This window comes from Brachybacterium squillarum M-6-3 (assembly GCF_000225825.1).
Taxonomy (GTDB): domain Bacteria; phylum Actinomycetota; class Actinomycetes; order Actinomycetales; family Dermabacteraceae; genus Brachybacterium; species Brachybacterium squillarum.
Genome location: NZ_AGBX01000003.1, coordinates 62,406 through 83,612, shown reverse-complemented (window position 1 = coordinate 83,612; position 21,207 = coordinate 62,406). Strand labels below are relative to the sequence as shown.

The following is a 21,207-nucleotide window of genomic DNA, read 5'->3' as shown; positions in this document are numbered from 1 at the left end:
ACTGCCTCCATGCGTCGCCGACACCTGCTGGCCCTCGCCCCCGCGGCCGCCCTCGCCTCCTGCACGACCTCGCAGGGCGGCGGCACCGACAGCGAGGGCACCACCGGCACCTCCGACGGCGGCTCCGGCGGCGGGGCCTCCGACGGCACCGCCTCCCCCAGTCCCGAGCCGACGGCCGCGGAGCTGCTGGCCGAGGAGATGGAGCTGCGGGAGCTCGCCGGGCAGCTGGTGCTGGTCGGCATCACCGCGGGCGGCTCGATCGACGCCGAGCTGCTGGAGGAGCACCACGTGGGCGGCTTCTTCCTGCTGGACCGATGGGAGTCCGCCGAGGAGGTCGACGCCCTGGTAGCCGCCGCCGTGGAGGGCTCCCGGGAGGACCTCGGCCCGCTGCTGGCGGTGGACCAGGAGGGCGGGCAGGTGCGGATGCTGCGCGGCGACGCCGCCCGCGAGTCCGATTCCGCCGAGGCGCTCGGCGAGGCAGGCCCCGAGGCGGCCCTGGAGGCCTACACGATGATCGGCGAGGACCTCGCCGCCCGCGGCCTGCACCTCGACCTCGCGCCCGTGGCCGACGTGGTCGACCCGGCGCTCGGCGACGACAACGCGCCGGTGGGGCAGCTGGACCGCGGCTTCGGCACCAACCCGGAGATCGTGGCCGGCTGCGTGCAGGCCGCCGTCCAGGGCCTGGACGCCTCCGGGGTGGGCGCGACGCTCAAGCACTTCCCGGGGCTGGGTCGCGTGGAGAAGAACACCGACCACAGCGTCGAGGGCATCGTGGACGCGGTCACCGACGCGGACGATCCCTACCTGCAGACCTTCATGGCCGGCATCGCGGCAGGCGCCGAGGCCGTCATGCTCTCCTCCGCGGTCTACCCGCGGATCGAGCCGGACGTGCCCGCGATGTTCTCCTCCGCCGTGGTGCAGGGGGTGCTGCGCGAGGTGGTCGGCTTCGACGGCCTCGTGATCACCGACGACATCGGCGCGGCGGAGGCCGTGGCCGACGTGCCGGTGCCCGAGCGCGCCACCCGGCTGCTGGCCGCGGGCGGCGACGCCGTGCTGACCGCCGATCCGGGCATCGCCGGGGAGCTGGTGGACGCGATCGTGGCCTGGGCCGAGGAGGACGCCGCGCAGGAGGCACGGGTGCGGGAGTCCGCGACCCGCATGCTCACCGTGAAGCAGGGCCACGACCTGCTGGACGCCTGACCGGCTGCCCCGCGCTCCCCGGCACCCGGATCCTCCCCCGCGCACGCTCCTTCCCTGCACCTCTCCTCCCGGTCCATCACTGGAAAAGGGACGCAGGTGCACCCTCACGGCCTGGAAAGCCGTTGCCGGTGCACCCACGTCCCCTTTTCAGCGCAGCGAGCCACGTCAGGGCTGCCCGCGGTGGCGCGCGGAGGGGCGGTGGGACGCGCTGAAGGGCGGAGGGGAACGGGGCGGGGCCTGCCGGGTCCTGGGGCGCGGCGGGAGCGGTGAGTCCCGGGGCTCAGTCCATCCCGAGGGTGATGAGGTGGTTCAGCGCCTGGTAGCCCCCGGGGCGCCGGGCGATCTCCCAGTTCGCGCCGTGCTCCGTGGCACCGGCGACGAACTCGCGGGCGGTCGCGATGATCGTGACCATGTCGTCCTCGGCACCGGCGTCGCCGATCTCCCCGAGCTCCCCGGCGCGGGCGAACTCGGCGATCCGGGCCAGCTGCGCGGCGATAGCGGCGGAGAAGGTGGCGCCCGCGCCGCGCACCCGGCGCCCGGGCACGCGGGAGGCGCGCAGCAGGTCGGTGCCGCCGGGGTGGACCACCACGTCCACGGCGTCGTCTCCGGCGGGGAGGCGTCCGCCGGTGATCACGACGGCCTCGGGGCCGAGCGCCCGCAGGGCCAGCCCCTGCTCGCGCATCTCCTCGATGGAGGTGGCGAGCGAGGTGCCCAGCAGCTGTGCCGCCTCGGCCATGTTCGGGGTGACCACGTCGGCGATCGGCACCAGCTGCTCGCGCACGGCCCGCGCGCCCTCGGCGGAGATCAGGGCGGTGCCGTCGGCGTCGACCATCACCGGGTCCAGCACGATCCGGCCCAGGCGCCCGCGATGCGTGCCCACGGTCTCGGCCACCGCTCCGGCGGCGGCGGCGCTGCCCAGCGTCCCGATCTTCACCGCGTCGATCTGCAGCCCCTCCACCACGGCGGCGAGCTGGGCGCGCACCACCTCGGCGGACAGCGGATGGGTGGAGGCCACGCCCTGCGGGCCGGAGGCCGTCACCTGCGTGATGCTCGAGGCGGCGTACACGCCGAGAGCGGTGAGGGTCTTGATGTCGGCCTGGATCCCCGCGGCACCGGCGGCGTCGGAGCCGTCGATCGTGAGGACGAGGGGCGGGCGCATGCGGATCTCCATCTGTCGGGTCGCCGCAGTGTATCGAGGGCCCCTGGGCCGCTCCCGAGGTCCCGGGCGCGGGAGGACCGCCGCCGCAGGAGGCCGACGTGCGAGAATCACGGGCGGGGGCGCGCCACGGTGGGCGCGCGACGACGGGGACACCGGGGAGGTGCGCATGGCCGAGGACCGACAGGGCGGCGACCCCCGCGGGACCCTGCCCGACTTCTCCTCCCAGGAGCCGGCGGGCCTGCCCGACTACTCCGCCCCCGAGACCCCCGTCGGCGAGCCCTCCCCCCGCTCGCGCAGGCGGGCCCTGGTCGTGATGCTCTCGGTGATCGGTTCGACCCTGGTGCTGATCGCGGTCGGAGCCCTGGTGCTCTCGCAGACGGTGTTCCGCTCCGCCCTGGAGGCCGACGACCCGGCCGAGACCACCGCTGGCGAGCGCACCGCCACCGGCCAGGAGGAGTACATCCCCGACGAGGACGACCCCGACCTGGCTCCCCCGCCGCCGATCTTCACCCAGGCCCCCACCACCGCCTGCACGATCCCGGACTCCGCCCCGGCGGCCTCCGCCGACCCGGGCACGGTGCGCGGCGGCGACCTGCAGTACACGATCCCCTCCACCTGGACCGCCCCCTGGGACTCGACCTCGATGCCCTACATGGACGAGATCGGCGCGCAGGCCCGCAACGTGGAGGGCAACTGGTACAGCGCGGTGAGCCTGGGCCGGGTGGTGTTCCCCGAGGACGAGGGCGGCTACCCCGGCCTGGAGCCCGCGGCGGTCGCGATCTTCCAGTGCTACGCCACCACCGCGGGCGTGATCGGCGCCTTCGGCGAGAACCCCGAGGTCACCGACTACCGCTCGGAGGCCATCACCGTCGACGGCGCCCCGGCCTGGATCGTGCAGGCCACCTACCACTTCGAGGACTCCGAGATGTACTCCACCACCAGCGCCTCCGTGGTGACCTCCATCGTGGTGGAGACCCCCGACGGGGCCAGCGCCCTGGCCTCGGACGTCGCCGCGGACCACGAGGACCACGTGGCCGAGCTGCAGGAGATGATCGACTCGCTGGAGGTCGTCGGATGAGCACCCCGACCCCCTCCCCTCAGGGACCCGGCGGCGGCCCGAACCCGCTGCTGGTCGGCGGGGTCTCCTTCGCGGCGGTGTTCGTGCTGATCGTCGGCGGGGCGCTGGGCTACGTGGGGTTGACGGGCGGGGAGAGCACGGACCCGCCGACGAGCTCGGCCTCCGCCTCCTCGACCCCGGAGAGCACCAGCGCCTCCCCCACCGAGGAGGAGCGCTGCTGGTCCCCGATGGACTACCAGCGCACCTCGACCAACCCCTCCGGCCGACTGCGCGGCGGCGGCCTGGAGATCGTGCCGCCCACCGTGTTCGACGGCCGCGGCTCCAGCAACTACGCGAGCTTCCTCAACGACGACACCACGGCCTCCGCGGTGGTGGAGGGCAACTGGGCCTCGATGATCACGGTCGGCCTCGTCGAGTGGCAGCCGGGCGTGGAGTACCCCGGCAACGAGGCGGCCTCGCAGCGCATCTTCACCTGCCTGTACTCCAACGGCGCCGCCTGGGGCGACACCTCGGGCCGCACCATGCACGACCAGCTCACGGAGGCGGTGACGGTGGCGGGAATGCCCGGCTACCGCACCACCGGGGAGCTGCGCTTCGGGCAGGACGACCTCGAGCTGACCGACGCCTCCCGGATCACCGTGGTGGTGCTCGAGAGCCCGCAGGGGCCCAGCGTGTTCCTCTCGGAGGTGGCCGTCGGCGTCACCGAGCACGAGGACGCGGCCCGGGAGGCATACGACTCGATCACCGGCGTCTCCGGCTGACGCCTCGCCGAGGGCCGCTCAGACGCTGGAGACCCCTCAGACGACGGAGGAGGCCAGGCGGCAGAGGTTGTCCAGCACGGCCTTGTGCCAGGGGCGGCGCTGCCACTCCTCGAGGGTGAGGATGCGGCTGCGGGAGCGGTAGACGTCCTCCACCTCGTGCATCTTCTCCATGAAGTCGGTGCCGCCGACCATCAGCGAGCTCTCCATGTCCAGCACGAAGGAGCGGATGTCCATGTTGGAGGAGCCGATCACGGTCACGGACTCGTCGATGGTGACGTGCTTGGCGTGCAGGATGGTCGGCGCCTGGTAGAGCCAGATGATCACGCCGGCCTCCAGCAGCGCCTCGTAGTAGGAGCGCTGGGCGTGGTAGACGAGGAACTGGTCGCCGATCTCGGGGACGAACAGCTCGACCTTCACCCCGCGGCGGGCGGCGGTGATGATCGCGGAGAGCATCGACTCGTCGGGCACGAAGTAGGGGCTGACGGCGACGATGCGGTTCTGCGCCGAGTAGAACAGCTGGTTGAACAGGGCCAGGTTGTTCTCGAGCACGAAGCCGGGGCCGCTGGGCACGATCTGGCACTCGTAGGTGCCGGAGAGGTCGGGGGCGCGGCGCACCTGCTCGTCCTCGTCGATCTGCTCCCCGGACTCGTAGTACCAGTCGGTGGCGAACAGCAGGTTCATCTCGGCGACGATGGGGCCCTGCAGCCGTGCCATGGTCTCCTGCCAGTGCAGGCCGCGGCGGATGTTGGAGCGCTTGTCGTAGTGGGAGGCGATGAGGTTCTGGCTGCCCATCCAGCCGACGACGCCGTCGACGATCAGCAGCTTGCGGTGGTTGCGCAGGTCGGGACGCTGGAAGGCGCCGTCGCGGAAGGGCTGGAGCGGCATCATCGGGTGGTGCTCGACGCCGTGGGCGTCGAGCTGCTGGCGCATCGAGCGGTAGGGGCCGCCGAACAGGTTGAAGGAGCCCAGGTGGTCGTAGAGCACGCGGACGCGGACGCCGCGGTCGGCCACCTCGCAGAGGGCGTCGAAGAAGTCCTGGGTGACCTCGTCGCGGCCCATGATGTAGAAGAGCACGTTGACGTCGTGCTGGGCGGTGCGGATGTCGGCGGCCATGCGGGCGATCGAGGTCTCGTAGTCGATCTCGAGGTCGCAGGAGTTGTTGCCGGTCAGGGGGAAGGCGCCGAGCTCGCGGTTCAGGCGCACGGCGCCCTGCAGCCAGCTGGGGCTGTCCTCGTCGAGGTCGGTGTCGGGGATGCGCTCGGCGCGCTCGCGCATGATCGTGTTGATCTCGACCTGCTTGACGCGGCGCTTCCGCGGCAGCTGCGCCTTGCCGAGGATCAGGTAGAGCGGGAAGCCGATGATCGGGAGCACCATGATGGCCAGCAGCCAGGCCAGCGCGGAGCCGGGGCGGCGGTTTCGGGGCACCACGATCAGCGCCGTGATGCGCAGGGCGATGTCGATCGTCCAGAACACGTAGGTCGCCACCTGGACCACCTGCACGGTGTTGTCCTGCAGCCACTCAGCGAATCCCACGGTGGTCGTCCTTCCCCGAGACAGCGGAACGGCGGGCCCCCGAGGGGACCCGCCGTTCAGCATACGGGGAGGTGACGGGCCGCTCGCGCGTCCCGCGTCCGGATCAGTCGCCGCGGAAGATCGCGAGGATCCGCAGCACCTCGATGTACATCCACACCAGGGTGGCGGCGAGCCCGAAGGCGCAGCGCCAGGCGTACTGGCGGGCGACGCCGGCGTTGGTGGCGCGCTGGACGTCCTCGAAGTCCATCACCAGCGAGTAGGAGGCCATCACGATGGCGAGGCCGCCGATGATGAGGCCGAGCATTCCGTCGCGCAGGCTGCCGCCGGTCATCAGCATGTAGCCGATGTTGAACAGCCCGAAGAGCAGGTAGCCGATCATGGCGACCATGAAGATCTTGGTCAGCAGCGGCGAGGTGCGCAGGACGCCGAGGCGGAACAGCACCAGCACGGTCGCGGCGACGCCGAGGGTGCCGATCACCGCCTGGATGGCGATGCCCGGGTAGACGGCCTCCATCATCGCGGAGAAGCCGCCCAGCAGCAGGCCCTCGAAGACGGCGTACAGCAGGGTGAGCACCGCGGAGGGCTGACGCTTGAAGGCGTTGACCAGGCCCGTGACCAGGCCGCCGATGAGGCCGATCACGAGGGCGACCATCGCGACCCCGTAGCCGAGGGACTGGCCGGAGTCGCCGGCGACGAAGCCCAGCAGCGCGGGCAGGGTCGCGACGGCCACGCCGATCACGATGATGGTGCCGAGGGTGGCGGTGATCGCGTTCAGCGCGTCCCGCATGGTCATCCGTCCGGTGTCGTGGCCGGAGGCGGAGGGGCGGGCGTAGATCGCCTCGAGGTCCTCGCCCTGCTGGTAGCCCTGCTGGGTCTGCTGACCGAAGCTGGGGGCCCACTGGGTCTGGGCGGAGGGCATCTGGGAGGCCGTGCCCTGGTTCTGGGCGTAGCCGTAGCTGGGCTGGGAACCGCCCTGCTGGACGGCCTGGTCGTGGCCGAAGATCGGATTGTGGCGTGCCATGGGGCTCCTTGGACGAGTCGTGGGGCAGGCGGCGGGGCGCGGGGGCCGACGTGGGCGCTCCCGATCGGCTCCGTCGGTGCCGATACCACCATCTTAGCGAGGGAACCCGAATCCGACCCGGGGAGGGGGTGGGTGTTCCGCCCAGGGCGCAAGGGCGCGGGGCGGACGCGATGGGCCACCTCGCCCTCAGCGGTCAGCGGGCGGCGGCGAGGGCCTGGTCGAGGTCGGCGATGAGGTCGTCCGCGTCCTCGATGCCGACGGAGAGGCGGAGCATCTCGTCGCCGATGCCGGCGAGGGACCGGTCCTCGGGGGCCATGGCCTCGTGGGTCATGGTGGCGGGGCGGCAGATCAGGGATTCGACCCCGCCGAGGCTCACGGCGAAGGCCGGGTAGCGCAGGGCGCGGAGGAAGGCCACCCGATCGAGGTCCTCGGCGAGCTCGAAGCTGACCACGGCGCCGGGGCCGTCGGCCTGCGAGGCGTGGATGCGGGCTTCCGCCTCACTGTGGCTGCCGGGGAACCAGGTGGCCGTCACGTCGGAGCGCTCGCGCAGGTGCTCGTGGATGCGGATCGCGTTCGCCTGCTGGCGCTCCAGCCGCAGCGGGAGGGTCTTGATGGCCTGGATCAGGCGGAAGGAGTCCTGCGGGGGCAGCACCCCGCCCGAGGCCTTCTGGGCCAGGGCGTAGGCCTCGGCGAGTCCCGCATTGTTGGTGGTGACGGCCCCGGCGAGCAGGTCGGAGTGCCCGGCGAGGTACTTGGTGGCGGACTGGACCACCACGTCGGCACCGAGCGTCAGGGGGCGCTGCAGCACCGGGGTCATGAAGGTGTTGTCCACCGCGACGATAGCGCCGTGGCGGTGGGCGAGCTCCACGATGCGGCGGAGGTCGGTGATGCGCAGGGTGGGATTGGCGGGGGTCTCCACGAACACCATGCGGGTGTGCTCGGTGAAGTCGGCGTCGGTGAGCTCGCCGAGATCGGCGACGTAGCGCCCGGTGAGGCCGCGCTGCGGGAAGATCCGGTCGACGAAGCGGAAGGTGCCGCCGTAGACCGTCGCCGGGAGGATCACCTCGTCACCCACCTCCAGGGGGGAGAACACGGCGGCGGTGGCGGCCATGCCGGAGGCGAAGGCGAAGGCGTGCTCGGCGCCGTCGAGGGCCGCGAGCACGGTCTCGAGCTGGGCGCGGGTGGGGTTGGAGCCGCGCTGGTAGGCGTAGGGCGCGTCCTCGGTGGCGGGGTCGAGCTCGAAGGTGGAGGCGAGGTGCACCGGGGGCACCACGGCCCCCAGCTCGTTCTCCCGCAGGGTCTGCACGGCGGCGGTGCGGATGTGCATGGGGCGCTCCTGGGACGGTCAGGACGGGCGGCGGGCGGCACGGACCGGCGGGGTCCGTGCCCGGCACGCTACGCGCGACGCCCCTACCGCCCCTTCCCGGATGACCGTCTGTGACGGTCCCAGGAGGAGAGACGAGGGGCGACGGGGGCGTCGGTGCGATACCGGCCGGTGACGCGCTCAGGCGTCGACGCGGACCACGGGGATGGAGCCGGTGGTGGGTACCTCGTGGCGGCGCAGCATGTCCAGGGTGCGGCGGGCGCGCACCCGCAGGGCGATGAGGGTCGCGGTGACCATCACGAAGCCGGCGGAGGCGAGCACGATGGCGACGGCCATCGGGGCCTCGTAGCCGAAGCCCGCCGCGATCACCGCGCCACCCAGGGCGGCGCCGAGGGCGTTGGCCACGTTGAAGGCGGCGTGGTTCAGGGAGGCGCCGAGCACCTCGGAACGGCGCGCCACCCGGATCAGCCAGGTCTGCATGGCGGGGTTCAGCACCGAGTTGGTGAGGTTCACGGCGAAGATGCCGATCATCAGCGCCACCAGGGAGACGTGGGCGACGGCGAACAGGCCCACCAGGGCGGCGATGTAGAAGGGGAAGCCGATCAGCAGGGTGCCGGTCAGGGAGCGGTCCGTGGTCGCGCCGCCGAGCACGTTGCCGATGGTCATGCCGAGGCCGGCGACGGCCAGCACCCAGGGCACCGCCGTCTCGGGGGCGCCGGTGACGCGGGTGGTGATGTCGGCGACGTAGCTGAACACGGCGAAGGCGCCGGCGAAGCCGATGGCGGCGATGCCCATCACGATCCACAGCTGCACGCGGCGCAGCGCGGCGAGCTCGTCGACCATGCGGCGGCCCTGGGGCTTGTCCTCCGGCGGGAGGGTGAGGCGCAGCGCCACGACGGTGATCGCGAAGATGACGGTGATCAGCAGGTACACGGTGCGCCAGCCCGCGGCCTGGCCGACGGCGGTGAGCACGGGCACGCCGAGCAGGTTGGCGACGGTGAGGCCGGACAGGGCCAGCGCGATGCCCTTGCCCTGGTTGCCGGGACCCATCAGGGAGGCGGCCAGCAGGGAGGCCACCCCGAAGTAGGCGCCGTGGGGGATGCCGGCCAGGAAGCGGGCCAGCACGGTCAGCTCGAAGGTCGGCATCACGGCGGACAGCAGGGTGCCGGCGGCGAGCGCCACGGCGAGCGCGATGATCATGCCGGTGCGGCTCCAGCGCACGGACAGCAGCGCGAGGGCGGGGGCGCCGACGACCACGCCGAGGGCGTAGGCGGAGATGGCCAGGCCCGCGTGGGCGATGCCGGTCTCCGGGTCGGTGGCCATGAGGTCGGGCATCAGGCCCTCGGCGATGCCGGGGAGCAGGCCCATGGAGACGAACTCGGAGCCGCCGATGCCGAAGCCACCGAGGGCGATGGCGAGCAGGGCGAGGCGGCGCCGGGCGGGGCTGAGGCGGGGCGCGGCGGGACGGGTGTCGTCGATGGCAGTCATGGGGAGACCTCGAAGGACGTCGGTGCGGGGAGCTGGCGGTACGGGGAGAGCGTGCAGGGTGTGCGGGCTCCATCGACCCGGGGCCACCAGAGTAATGCAACGCTGTTGCGATACGTCAAGGGGATCGCTCCACCGGGTGCCGCGAGGGGACGCGGATCACGGCAGGACGTGGCACGATGCCTCCCATGCCCTCACCCCGCCCGCTGGAGCGCGTGGCCGGCGCGCACGACGCCGCCGTCCTCGCCATCGCCCGGCGCGGGGAGCCGGTCTCCCGCGCGGAGCTGGCGGAGGCGCTCGCCGTCACCCCGCAGGCGATCTCGAAGATCCTGGCGCGCCTCATGGAGCGCGGCCTGATGGCGGAGGCCGGCACGCTGGTGCTCGGCCCGGGCAAGCCCACCACCCTCTATCGGGTCGTGCCCACCTCCCGCCGGGCCATCGGCCTGCACCTCACCCGGCGCCGCCTGCACGGCGTGGTCGTGGACCTGACCGGCGAGATCATCGAGCGTCGCGAGCAGGAGATCGGGGCCCCGCCGCCGATCCCCGAGCTGATCCCCGCCCTCGCCGCGCAGGCCCGCGAGCTGGCCGCCCAGGGCCCCGGCGAGCTGCTGGGGGTGGGTCTGGGCATGCCCGGGCCCGTGGACTGGCCGGCCGGGGTGTACCGCGGCACCTCCACCCCGGACCCCTGGCGCGGCGCCCCGATCCGCGCCCTGCTGGCCGCGGAGCTGGGCTTGCCGGTGCTGCTGGACCACGACTCCCGCGCCGCGCTGGTCGGCGAGGCCTGGTCGCAACCGGACCTGCTGCGCAACGCCGCCCTGCTGCTGGTGGAGGACGGCCTCGGCGCCGCCCTGTCGCTCGAGGGCACGACGGTGCGCGGCGCCCACTTCCAGGCCGGGGAGGTCGGGCACACGGTGGTGCGGATGGACGGCGCGGCCTGCACCTGCGGCCGCCGCGGCTGCGCCCAGGCCGAGTACCACGCGGCACTGGCGGCCGGGGACGAGGCGGCGGCCGCACGGGTGCTGGCCACCGTGGTGCTGGACCTGGTGCGCACGGTCGACGTGGACCGGGTGATCCTGGGCGGCCGCACCGTCTACGCGCAGCACGAGACCTCGATGGACGCGATCCGCACGGCCCTGCACGAGGGCTTCGCGGCCGAGCCCTGGGTGCACGTGGAGGTCATGCTCTCCACCCGCGGCACCGACCTGATCGCGGTGGGCGCCGCCTGCCAGGTCCTCGAGCACGAGTACGGACTCCCCCAGGCGCTCGTCGGCCCGGGCTGAGACGCCGGGCCGAGGCCTCTGGCGGAGGTCAGCTCGGGCGCGGCCCGAACACGGCCGAGCCGAGGCGGACGATGGTGGCGCCCTCCTCGACGGCGACCTCCAGGTCGGCGCTCATGCCCATCGACAGCTCGGTCAGCTCCGGATCGGCGAGCTCCTCGCGCAGGGTGCGCAAGCGGTGCAGGGACGCGCGCACGGCGCTCTCCTCGGTGGTGTTGGCGCCGATCGTCATCAGGCCCACCGGGCGCAGCCGCGGCAGCTCCCGCAGCAGCGCCACCGCCCCGGCGACCGCGGCGGCCTCCGGCGCGAAGCCGCCCTTGGACTCCTCCCCCGAGGTGTTCACCTGCACCAGCACCTCGCGGTCCACCCCGGCCAGGTCGGCCCGGTGGGACAGGGCGCGGGCGATCTCCTCACGGTCGACGCTGTGCACCAGGGAGGCGAAGTCGACGACGTCGCGCGCCTTGTTGCGCTGCAGGCGACCGATGAAGTGGCGCGGCACCCCCAGCTCCGCCTCCAGGGCGGCCAGCTCGGGATCGTCGTGCTTGGCGATCTCCTGGGCCCGGTTCTCCCCCACCGCGGCCCGGCGCCCGTCGGCGTGCAGCACGCGCAGGGCGGCGGCGACCTCGGCGGCGCTGCGGGTCTTGGTGGCCAGCAGCACCAGGATCTCGCGCCCGTCGCGGCCCGCCCGGGCGGCGGCGTCGTCGATGCGGGCGAGGGCGGTCTGGATGCGGTCGCTGAGCTGGGGATCCTCCGGCATGGGCGCCATTGTCCCAGGACTTTCGCCCTCGACGCACGGGACCCTGCGCCCTACAGTGCGCGCATGAACCACGAGGACGCTCGCCGCGGAAAGCCCCGCAAGCTCGACAAGGCCGCCTACGAGAAGGAGCTCGAACGGCTGCAGATCGAGCTGGTCGCCATGCAGCAGTGGGTGATCGAGCGCGGCGAGCGGGTGGTGCTGCTGTTCGAGGGTCGCGACGCCGCCGGCAAGGGCTCGGCGATCAAGCGCATCACGCAGTACCTGAACCCGCGGCACGCCCGTGTGGTCGCCCTGCCCGCCCCCACCGAGCGCGAGCGCACCCAGTGGTACTTCCAGCGCTACGTGCCGCACCTGCCGGCCGCCGGGGAGATCGTCATCTTCGACCGCTCCTGGTACAACCGCGCCGGGGTCGAGCGGGTGATGGGCTTCTGCACCGACGCCGAGTACCACCGCTTCCTGCGCCAGGCCCCGGACATGGAGCGGATGCTGGTGGAGGACGGGATCCGCCTGATCAAGTACTGGTTCTCGGTCTCCGACGACGAGCAGGAGGCCCGTTTCCGTTCCCGCGCGGAGGACCCGATGCGGCGCTGGAAGCTCTCGCCCATGGACGTCGAGTCGATCACCCGCTGGGAGGACTACTCCCGCGCCAAGGACGCCATGTTCGCGGCGACCGACCTGCCCGGCGCCCGCTGGGTGACCGTGGAGAGCGAGGACAAGAAGCGCTCCCGCATCAACGTCATCCAGGACATCCTCACCCGCATCCCCTGGCGCTACGTCGACCAGCCCACCGTCGAGATCCCGGAGCGCCCCGCCGAGCGGGACACCGGCTACGCCCGCCCCGACCGCTCGCACTACGAGTACGCCGAGGACGTCGCCGCCGCCCTGGAGAAGGCCCCGCGCAAGCGCTCCTCCTGACCCCGGGCCGCGTGGTGCCCCCAGCGGGACTCGAACCCGCACTGTGCCGCTTTTAAGGCGGCCGCCTCTGCCGATTGGGCTATGGGGGCAGGTCACCCAGCCTATGCTGGGGCGACCATGTGCGCTGCACCCCGCTCCCTCGCGGACTCCCTGCGACGGTTCGGCGACGACCGGCTCGAGGCCCTCCTCGTCGCCCGACCGGATCTCGCCTCGCCCGTCCCCCGCGGGATCGGTCCCCTCGCCGCCCGCGCCACCGGGGCCACCTCCGCCCGCCGGGCCCTGGACTCCCTGACCCTGCCGGAGCTGCACCTGGTGGAGGCCCTGGCCGTGCTGGCCGACGGCGCCTCCCCCGCGGCGCTGGGCGCGGCCGTCTCCTCGGAGCCGGCGACGATCACGAGCTGCGTGGAGCGACTGGAGACCCTCGCTCTGGTGTGGGGCGAGGACGAGCTGCACCTGATCCGGCCCCTGCGCGAGGGCCTGCGCTCCCCCGCCGGGCTCGCCCCCGAGGACCCCGCCGACCCCTCCGCCGAGGACGCCCGCCGCGCCGTCGAGCGGGCCCGGGAGGACCCCTCCCTCGCCGCGGCCCTGGACGCCCTGAGCTGGGGCCCGGCCGAGGTGACCGGGGAGGGCCGGCTGGCCGGGCAGCTTCGCCGCGCCGGCATCCTGCGCCCCGCCGACGGCGGCGGGCTGGTCATCCCCCGCAGCGTGCACCTGGCACTGCGCGGCGGCCGGGTGCGCCGGGTCCACACCGCCCTGCGTCCCGCCCCGCAGGGCGAGCCGGTCACCGAGCGCATCCCCGGCTCCCGCACCGCGCAGGCCGTGGAGCAGGCCTTCGAGGCGCTGCGGGTGCTGGGCACGGTGCGCGACTTCGACGACGACCCGCCCGGGGTGCTGCGCCGCGGCGGCCTGCCCCTGCGGGACCTGCGCCGTCTGGCCGAGCGCGCCGGGGTCACCCCCGTGGTGTACGCGACGGTGCTGCAGAGCGCCTGGCAGGGCGGGCTGATCGGCCACGACGGCCAGGAATGGCACCCCACCCGCGACTGGGACACCCACCGCGCCCAGCAGCTCGAGCAGCGCTGGGCGGAGCTCGTGCTCGCCTGGGCCCGCGGCCACCACCTGGCAGCGAACGCCGGTACCCCCGACCCCGCCGGCACGCCGCGCGCCCTGCTCTCCGAGCTGACCCGCCGCGACGGGGTCCGCACCCGCCGCGGCAGCCTGCTGCGCACCCTGCGCACCGCCCCGGGGATCGCCGCCACCGAGGACTCGCTGGCCGCCGCGCTGGCCTGGGCGTTCCCGCTGGTGCCGCCGGCCGTCATCACCGAGGAGACCGCGGCGCTGCTGGCCGAGGGCCAGGCGCTGGGCCTGCTCGACCGCGGCGCGCTGACGGTGCTCGGCGACGCCCTGGTGCAGGCCCTGGACGAGGACGTGGTGGCGGCCGACGCCCGCTTGGCCGGCACCCTCGCCGAGGTGGCGCCCGCCCCCGTGGACGAGGTGCTGCTGGACGCGGACCTCACCGTCGTGATCCCAGGGCGTCCCGCCGAGCGGCTGCTGCCGCTGCTGGACTGGACCACCACCGTCTCCCGCGGCGGGGCGCTCACCCTGCGGCTGGACGCGGGCTCGGTGCGGCGCGCACTCGCCGCGGGCCGCGACCCCGAGGCCCTGCTGGAGCTGCTGCGCAGCGCCTCCCGCACCCCGCTCCCGCAGGCCCTCGAATACCTGATCACCGACGAGCGCCGCCGCCACGGCCGGGTGCAGGTCTCACGCGCCACCACCGTGCTGACCGCCTCCGCGGAGGTGCTGGACCTGCTGCAGGCCGCCCCCGAGGCCTCGGCGCTGGGACTGCACCGGCTGGCACCCACGGTGGCGGTCACCCTGTCCGAGCCCGGCTTCGCGCTGCAGCTCGCCCGGCGCGCGGGCCTGGCCCCGGTGGCGGTCGCGCCCGACGGCTCGACCGCCGGCCCCGAGCTGACCCACGCCCTCACCGGCGGCCCCGTCGACGCGGACCTCGTGACCGTGGAGGGACCCGAGCTGCGCCTGAGCGCTACCGAGGCGGTGAGCCGGCTGCGCGCCGCCGAGGACGGCGAGGGCGACCTCAGCGTCACCGACCGCCTGCTGGAGGCCATCGCCCAGGGCAACGAGCTGGATCTCGGCATCGTCGACGGCCGCGGCGGCGTGGTGGTGCGACGTGCCCTGCCGCTGTCCCTGGAGGGCGGTCGGCTCCGCGCCCGCGAGGCGGGCAAGGCCGAGGAGTTCACCGTCCTCGTCCACCGCATCACCCTCGGCTGAGGACGGGGACCACGTCCCGGGGGGCATATCGGACATTGGTGTCCGGCACTGTCCGAGGTACCCATCAGTAACCCGGAAAGTTGCCGTTTCGCGGCCCGAAATGGTGTCGATCTGACGTCCGACCCCGCAGACTCGTCAGCGGGTGGGGACCCCTCCCCATCGCTCACACATACCGTGACCTGGTTGTCTGTACACGTGACCTCAGATCGCCGAGATCACCGGACCGACACCTCAGCGTCCGCCCCCGAATCCCGAAAGGCCCCCATCATGACCGCTCAGAATCCCTCCGCCGCCCCCGCTCCCGGCACCCCGGTGAAGAAGACGAAGTGGATCGTGCAGCTCGTCGTCGGCACCATCTGCCTGGGCAACATCTTCACGATGGTGTTCGCGATCCTCGGCCTGGTGAAGGCGGACACCGACCTTCCCCAGGCGAACAAGTTCTACAAGTGGGGCTGGATCGCCTACATCATCTGCATCGTGCTGTGGATCGTCTTCTGGATCATCATCTTCGCCACCGGCGGCTTCTCCTACTACGTGGAGACCTCCACCAACTGAGCGCTCCCGCGCCAGCACGCACGAGAGCCCGGACCGCATCGGTCCGGGCTCTCGTCCTGTCCGGCGGGCTCGGCCCGCCGGGATCATGCGCGGGAGGTCAGTCCTGACGGCTCTCGCGGCGGTCCTCGGACCACTCGACGTGGAAGGTGCCCTCCCCGTCGACGCGCTGGTAGGTGTGCGCGCCGAAGAAGTCGCGCTGCGCCTGCACCAGGGCCGCGGGCAGGCGCTCGGAGCGCACCGCGTCGTAGTAGGACAGGGTGGAGGCGAACACCGGCACCGGGTAGCCGTTCTCCGCGGCGTAGGCCACGACGCGACGCCAGGCCGGGATGCACTTGGCGATCTCGGTGGTGAAGTACTCGTCGGCCAGCAGCAGCGGCAGCTCCGGGTTGCGGTCGTAGGCCTCGGTGATGCGGTTGAGGAACTTGGCGCGGATGATGCAGCCGTCGCGCCAGATCTTCGCCATGTCGCCGAGGTTGATGTTCCAGCCGTACTCCTCGGCGCCCTTGGCGATCTCGTCGAAGCCCTGGGAGTAGGAGACCAGCTTGGCGGCGTAGAGCGCCTTCTGCAGGTCATCGATGAACCGCTCGGGATCGTCGATGGCCTGGGTCTCGGCCTCGGCCGGGAGCACGCCGCGGGCGGCCTCGCGCTGGGCGACACCGCCGGAGACGGAGCGGGCGAAGGTGGCCTCGGCGATGCCGGTGACCGGGACCCCCAGGTCCAGGGCGGTCTGCACGGTCCAGGCGCCGGTGCCCTTCTGGGCGGCCTGGTCGAGGATGATGTCGACGAAGGGCTTGCCGGTGCGGTCGTCCACGTGGTGCAGCACGCCGGCGGTGATCTCGATCAGGAAGGACTCGAGGTCGCCCTTGTTCCACTGGTCGAAGACGTCGCCGATGGCGGCGGCGTCCATGCCCAGGGCCTTGGACATCATGTCGTAGGCCTCGGAGATGACCTGCATGTCGGCGTACTCGATGCCGTTGTGGACCATCTTCACGAAGTGGCCGGCACCGTCCTCGCCCACGTGGGTGCAGCAGGGCTCGCCGTCGACGTGCGCGGAGATGTCCTCGAGCATCGGGCCGAGGCGCTTGTAGGACTCGGGGGTGCCGCCGGGCATGATCGAGGGGCCGTTCAGGGCGCCCTCCTCACCGCCTGAGACGCCGGTGCCCACGAAGTGCAGGCCGCGCTCGCGCAGGGCCGCCTCGCGGCGACGGGTGTCGGTGAACAGGGCGTTGCCGGCGTCGACGATGATGTCGCCCTCGTCCATGAGGTCGGCGAGCTCGTCGATCACGGCGTCGGTGGGACCGCCGGCCTTGACCATGATGATCGCGACGCGGGGCTTCTGCAGGGAGGCGACGAAGTCCTCCATCGTCTCGGAGGGGAAGAACTGCCCCTCGTCGCCGTAGGAGTCGATGACCTTCTCGGTCTTGCCGACGCTGCGGTTGTGGATGGCGACCTTGTAGCCGTGACGGGCGAGGTTGCGGGCCAGGTTGGAGCCCATCACCGCCATTCCGGTCACGCCGATGTCGGCGACATCAGCGGGGGACGGGGCGAAGCTTGCCATGAGTTCTCCTCACATCGGTGGCGGCAGATCCGGAGCCCTGGCCTCTCTCGCCCGGCGACCGACGAGGGCCGGGGCGAGGGGCGCGGAGCCCGGGGATTCGCCCCCATCCTAGGGAGGATCGGTCCTCCGTGTCGGCCCCGGTCATCGCGTTGCCCTCCGCCGGGCGCGGACGCTCGGCGCGGCAGGGCCGGGCCGATAGGCTCGCGGGACCGCACTGGATGCATGATCTCGACCGACCCGAGGAGCCGGCCCGATGACCACCACCCCGCCCCCGGGCGACCCGTACCGCAGCCCCGACCCCTCCGCCGCGCCCTCCAGGCAGGCTCCGGCCGAGGGCTCCGCTGCCGACGGCCCCGCCGGCAGCGCGCCGACGCCCTACGGCTCCCCCGCCCCCGAGGAGACTCGCTGGCGGGCGCAGCCCGGCGGGCAGCAGGACGGCCCGCTGCCGCAGGGCGGACAGTGGCAGAGCGGCTACGGCCCGGTGGTCAGCGGCCCGGAGCCCGGCACCGACCTGGGTGCGGACATCGCCGCCGCCTTCACCTTCTCCTGCAACGCGCTGCTGCGGAACCCGGTGTCGCTGCTGGTCAGCGGGCTGATCTACATGGCGGTCATCACCGTGGTGACGATCATCGGATTCGTCGCCATGGTCGGTGTGCTCGCCGCGCGGGCACCCCAGTGGGAGGACCCCGACACGTTCCCGGCGGGAGACTTCCTGCTCGCCTACGCCGCGATGATCCCCGTCCTCCTGCTCGCCATGGTGATCTCCTTGCTCTGGCAGTCCGGCTCGCTGCACGCGGCCACGATCATCGCCGAGGGCGGACGGCCCACCCTGCGCCAGGCGATGATCGCCCCGGGCCGGGTGATCGCCACGACCCTGCTGGTGGGCCTCATCGTCACCGTGGGTCTGTTCCTGCTGTACATCCCTGGCATCATCGCCGCGGTGCTGCTGGTCTACGCCGCCCCGGCCGCCGCGAAGGGCGCCTCGCCCGGCGAGGCGATCAAGCAGTCCTTCGCGCTCACGAAGGCTCACCTGGGCACCACGGTCGTGATGGTCCTGATCCTCGCGGCGATCGGCATGGTCGCCGGGTTCCTGGTCATCACCGTCATCGCACTGATCCCCTTCACCGGCCTCTTCTACGTGGCGGTCTTCGAGCGGCTCAACGGCCGGCGCCTGGTCGACCCCGTGCGGGCGGATCAGAGCCGCTGACCCCGGCCCGGCCCGACGCCCCCGGCGGCACCCCTTCCGGGAGCGCCGCCGGGGCGTTCGCCCGTCACGAACCACCCGCCGCCCGCTCCGCGCCGGAGCCGGCCCGGGCGTAGCCTGGCCGGATGACCGACGGCCCCCTGATCGTCCAGAGCGACAAGTCCCTCCTGCTGGAGGTGGGGCACGAGCGCGCCACCGCGGCCCGCGCCGCCATCGCCCCCTTCGCGGAGCTGGAGCGCGCCCCCGAGCACGTGCACACCTACCGCATCACGAATCTGGGACTGTGGAACGCCCGAGCCGCCGGCTACGACGCCGAGACCGTGGTCGCCGCCCTCGTGGAGAACTCCCGCTACCCGGTGCCGCACGCCCTGCTGATCGACGTGGCCGACACGATGGACCGCTACGGGCGGCTGCGTCTGGAGGCCCATCCCGAGCACGGCCTGGTGCTGCACGCCGTGGACCGCGCGGTGCTCGAGGAGGTGCTGCGCGCCAAGCGCGTGGCCGGGATGATCGGCGCCCGCCTCGACGAAGCCACCGTCGCCGTGCACCCCTCCGAGCGGGGCGCCCTCAAGCAGGCGCTGCTGAAGCTGGGCTGGCCCGCCGAGGACCTCGCCGGCTACGTGGACGGCGAGGCCCACCCCATCGCCCTGGCCGAGGACGGCTGGTCCCTGCGCCCCTACCAGCAGGAGGCCGTGGACGGCTTCCGCCACGGCGGCAGCGGCGTGGTGGTGCTGCCCTGCGGCGCCGGGAAGACGCTGGTGGGCGCCGGGGCGATGGCCGCGATGGGCCGCACCACCCTGATCCTGGTCACCTCCACCGTCTCCGCCCGGCAGTGGAAGGCCGAGCTGCTGCGCCGCACCACCCTCACCGAGGACGAGATCGGTGAGTACTCCGGCACCACCAAGGAGATCCGGCCCGTCACCATCGCCACCTACCAGGTGCTCACCGCCAAGCGGAAGGGCGTGCACCCGCACCTGGAGCTGATGAGTGCCCGCGATTGGGGCCTGATCGTGTACGACGAGGTGCACCTGCTGCCCGCGCCCGTATTCCGCATGACCGCGGACCTGCAGGCGCGGCGCCGCCTGGGCCTGACCGCCACCCTGGTGCGGGAGGACGGCCGCGAGGGCGAGGTGTTCTCCCTGATCGGCCCCAAGCGCTACGACGCGCCCTGGCGGGACATCGAGGCGCAGGGCTACATCGCCCCCGCCGAGTGCACCGAGGTGCGCGTCTCGATGCCGGCCGAGGACCGCATGGCCTACGCGATGGCCGAGGCGGAGGACCGGCCCCGGCTCGGTGCCGCCCACGGGGCGAAGGTGCCGGTGGTGCGGGCGCTCGCCGAGCGCCACCCGGGCGAGCCGCTCCTGGTGATCGGGCAGTACCTCGACCAGCTCGAGGAGATCTCCACCGAGCTCGGCGCGGAGCTGATCACCGGGCAGACCCCGGTCAAGCGACGCCAGCAGCTCTTCGACGCCTTCCGTGCCGGGGAGATCGACCGCCTGGTGGTCTCCAAGGTCGCGAACTTCTCCATCGATCTGCCCGAGGCCTCGGTCGCGATCCAGGTCTCCGGCGCCTTCGGCTCCCGCCAAGAGGAGGCCCAGCGCCTCGGCCGCCTGCTGCGCCCCAAGGCCGACGGCCGCGCCGCCCACTTCTACACCGTGGTCATGCGCGACACCGTCGACCAGGACTACGCCGCGCACCGCCAGCGCTTCCTCGCCGAACAGGGCTACGCCTACGCGATCATCGACGCGGAGGACCTGCCCACGCCGAGCGGCACCGCCGGTCAGGGCTGAGCCCCGGACGGACGGGCCGGGACCGGGCGGGACTAGAGTGGTCCCGCGCCCCAGGCGCCCGTATCCCCTTCCCCTCCCCGCCTCAGGAGTCGCCATGAGCACCGGCCCCCAGAGCTTCCAGGACCCCACCACCGGCGAGACCGCCGCGCAGCCGGCCCCGCAGGCCCCCGCCGCGCAGCAGCCCGCGCCGCAGCAGCCGGCCCCCCAGGCCCAGCAGGCGGCCGAGCCCGACATCGACACCCGCGCCGGCCGCACCGCCGGGGTGTGGGTGGCGCTGATCCTCGGCGCGATCGTGCTGATCGCCCTGCTGATCTTCGTGATCCAGAACAACGTCTCCACCCCGTTCCAGTACTTCGGCGCCGAGTTCTCGCTGCCGCTGGGCGTGGCGATGCTGCTCGCCGCCGTAGCGGGCGCCCTGGTCATGGCGCTGGTCGGCTCGGTCCGGATGATCCAGATGAGCATGACCATCCGCAGGCAGCGCAAGACCCTCGCGAAAGTCCAGCGCGTCACCGGTTGAGACGTCCAGCAGACGTCCAAGGGATTCCCAGGCGCCGGGAGCATGGTGATCCCATGACCACCGACCAGGATTTCGAGGCCCGTCTGCTCGTCGTCGACGACGAACCCAACATCCGTGACCTACTGGCCACCTCCCTGCGCTTCGCAGGCTTCGAGGTGTTCACGGCCGCGACCGGGAACGAGGCGATCCGCGAGGCCACCGAGCACCAGCCCGACCTGGTGGTGCTCGACGTGATGCTGCCCGACATGGACGGCTTCACCGTCACCCGGCGCCTGCGCGACCGCGGCGAGCAGTACCCGATCCTGTTCCTCACCGCGAAGGACGAGACCCAGGACAAGGTCAACGGCCTCACCGTCGGCGGCGACGACTACGTCACCAAGCCCTTCAGTCTGGAGGAGGTCGTGGCCCGTATCCGCGCGGTGCTGCGCCGCACCCACGGCGGCAACGAGGGCGCGGTCGAGAGCGCCCTGGTCGTCGGCGATCTCAGCCTCGACGAGGACTCCCACGAGGTCTACCGCGGGGACGTCGCCATCGACCTCTCCCCCACCGAGTTCAAGCTTCTGCGCTACCTCATGCTCAACGCCGGCCGCGTCGTCTCCAAGACCCAGATCCTGGACCACGTGTGGGACTACGACTGGTCCGGCGAGGTCGGCATCGTCGAGTCCTACATCTCCTACCTGCGCCGCAAGGTCGACGTGGTGGGCGACCCGATGATCCACACCAAGCGCGGCATCGGGTACGTCCTGCGCGCCGCCGAGGGCCACTGAGCCGGCGCCCGGGGCTGATC

Annotated in this window: 18 protein-coding genes and 1 tRNA gene; 11 read left to right on the top strand and 8 right to left on the bottom strand. The window is 72.9% G+C overall.

Annotation, left to right across the window (positions count from 1 at the left end; all coding sequences use genetic code 11):
* Positions 1 to 9 precede the first annotated feature (9 nt).
* A complete protein-coding gene (locus OM98_RS06540; protein ID WP_010533799.1) occupies positions 10 to 1,200 on the top strand; it encodes a glycoside hydrolase family 3 N-terminal domain-containing protein in 1,191 nt (396 codons plus the stop codon).
* 280 nt (positions 1,201 to 1,480) lie between these two features.
* Here the strand turns inward: OM98_RS06540 and thiD are convergent, their stop codons facing one another.
* Positions 1,481 to 2,359: a bifunctional hydroxymethylpyrimidine kinase/phosphomethylpyrimidine kinase gene (thiD, locus tag OM98_RS06535; protein ID WP_033195059.1), complete on the bottom strand. Its 879-nt coding sequence runs from the start codon at positions 2,357 to 2,359 to the stop codon at positions 1,481 to 1,483.
* A gap of 166 nt (positions 2,360 to 2,525) precedes the next feature.
* On the opposite strand from thiD, the gene OM98_RS16360 reads away from it, so the two are divergent.
* A complete protein-coding gene (locus OM98_RS16360; protein WP_010533797.1) occupies positions 2,526 to 3,437 on the top strand; it encodes a hypothetical protein in 912 nt (303 codons plus the stop codon).
* The gene (locus OM98_RS06525; RefSeq protein WP_029362734.1) at positions 3,434 to 4,198 is read left to right on the top strand and encodes a hypothetical protein; all 765 of its coding nucleotides are present in this window, start codon (positions 3,434 to 3,436) and stop codon (positions 4,196 to 4,198) included. Before OM98_RS16360 ends, OM98_RS06525 begins: the two co-directional genes overlap by 4 nt.
* Positions 4,199 to 4,234: 36 nt before the next feature.
* On the opposite strand, the gene cls is transcribed toward OM98_RS06525, so the two are convergent.
* From cls to OM98_RS06505, 4 genes are all read right to left on the bottom strand, one after another.
* Complete coding sequence (gene cls / locus OM98_RS06520) at positions 4,235 to 5,731, bottom strand: cardiolipin synthase (RefSeq protein WP_010533796.1); 1,497 nt, start codon at positions 5,729 to 5,731, stop codon at positions 4,235 to 4,237.
* 103 nt (positions 5,732 to 5,834) lie between these two features.
* A complete protein-coding gene (locus tag OM98_RS06515; protein WP_010533795.1) occupies positions 5,835 to 6,752 on the bottom strand; it encodes a Bax inhibitor-1/YccA family protein in 918 nt (305 codons plus the stop codon).
* Between the two features lie 193 nt (positions 6,753 to 6,945).
* Positions 6,946 to 8,079 (bottom strand): trans-sulfuration enzyme family protein, encoded by a 1,134-nt coding sequence (locus OM98_RS06510; RefSeq protein WP_010533794.1) that lies wholly within the window; start codon positions 8,077 to 8,079, stop codon positions 6,946 to 6,948.
* Between the two features lie 177 nt (positions 8,080 to 8,256).
* Positions 8,257 to 9,564: an MFS transporter gene (locus OM98_RS06505; RefSeq protein ID WP_010533793.1), complete on the bottom strand. Its 1,308-nt coding sequence runs from the start codon at positions 9,562 to 9,564 to the stop codon at positions 8,257 to 8,259.
* Between the two features lie 185 nt (positions 9,565 to 9,749).
* On the opposite strand from OM98_RS06505, the gene OM98_RS16355 reads away from it, so the two are divergent.
* Positions 9,750 to 10,841, top strand: a complete 1,092-nt coding sequence (locus OM98_RS16355) for an ROK family transcriptional regulator (protein ID WP_010533792.1) — start codon at positions 9,750 to 9,752, stop codon at positions 10,839 to 10,841.
* Positions 10,842 to 10,869: 28 nt separating this feature from the next.
* On the opposite strand, the gene OM98_RS06495 is transcribed toward OM98_RS16355, so the two are convergent.
* A complete protein-coding gene (locus OM98_RS06495) occupies positions 10,870 to 11,595 on the bottom strand; it encodes a YggS family pyridoxal phosphate-dependent enzyme (protein WP_010533791.1) in 726 nt (241 codons plus the stop codon).
* Between the two features lie 63 nt (positions 11,596 to 11,658).
* On the opposite strand from OM98_RS06495, the gene ppk2 reads away from it, so the two are divergent.
* Entirely contained in the window at positions 11,659 to 12,510 is an 852-nt protein-coding gene (ppk2, locus tag OM98_RS06490; protein WP_010533790.1) for a polyphosphate kinase 2, read from the top strand.
* A gap of 12 nt (positions 12,511 to 12,522) precedes the next feature.
* Here the strand turns inward: ppk2 and OM98_RS06485 are convergent.
* A tRNA-Leu gene (locus OM98_RS06485) sits at positions 12,523 to 12,599 on the bottom strand.
* Between the two features lie 28 nt (positions 12,600 to 12,627).
* Between OM98_RS06485 and OM98_RS06480 the strand changes: the two genes are divergently transcribed.
* A complete protein-coding gene (locus tag OM98_RS06480; protein ID WP_010533789.1) occupies positions 12,628 to 14,796 on the top strand; it encodes a helicase-associated domain-containing protein in 2,169 nt (722 codons plus the stop codon).
* Between the two features lie 267 nt (positions 14,797 to 15,063).
* Positions 15,064 to 15,351 carry a hypothetical protein gene (locus OM98_RS06475; protein WP_010533788.1) on the top strand — a complete coding sequence of 96 codons (288 nt, stop codon included), beginning with the start codon at positions 15,064 to 15,066 and terminating at the stop codon, positions 15,349 to 15,351.
* Between the two features lie 97 nt (positions 15,352 to 15,448).
* Here OM98_RS06475 and gndA read toward each other — a convergent pair whose 3' ends face one another.
* A complete protein-coding gene (gene gndA, locus OM98_RS06470; protein WP_010533787.1) occupies positions 15,449 to 16,909 on the bottom strand; it encodes an NADP-dependent phosphogluconate dehydrogenase in 1,461 nt (486 codons plus the stop codon).
* Between the two features lie 253 nt (positions 16,910 to 17,162).
* Between gndA and OM98_RS06465 the strand changes: the two genes are divergently transcribed.
* The 4 genes from OM98_RS06465 to OM98_RS06450 all read left to right on the top strand — a co-directional run bounded on the left by OM98_RS06465 (position 17,163) and on the right by OM98_RS06450 (position 21,187).
* Positions 17,163 to 18,116, top strand: a complete 954-nt coding sequence (locus OM98_RS06465) for a hypothetical protein (protein WP_010533786.1) — start codon at positions 17,163 to 17,165, stop codon at positions 18,114 to 18,116.
* 122 nt (positions 18,117 to 18,238) lie between these two features.
* A complete protein-coding gene (locus OM98_RS06460; RefSeq protein ID WP_010533785.1) occupies positions 18,239 to 19,903 on the top strand; it encodes a DNA repair helicase XPB in 1,665 nt (554 codons plus the stop codon).
* 94 nt (positions 19,904 to 19,997) lie between these two features.
* Complete coding sequence (locus tag OM98_RS06455; RefSeq protein ID WP_010533784.1) at positions 19,998 to 20,420, top strand: LapA family protein; 423 nt, start codon at positions 19,998 to 20,000, stop codon at positions 20,418 to 20,420.
* Between the two features lie 53 nt (positions 20,421 to 20,473).
* Positions 20,474 to 21,187, top strand: a complete 714-nt coding sequence (locus OM98_RS06450) for a response regulator transcription factor (RefSeq protein ID WP_010533783.1) — start codon at positions 20,474 to 20,476, stop codon at positions 21,185 to 21,187.
* The last annotated feature ends 20 nt before the right edge of the window (positions 21,188 to 21,207 follow it).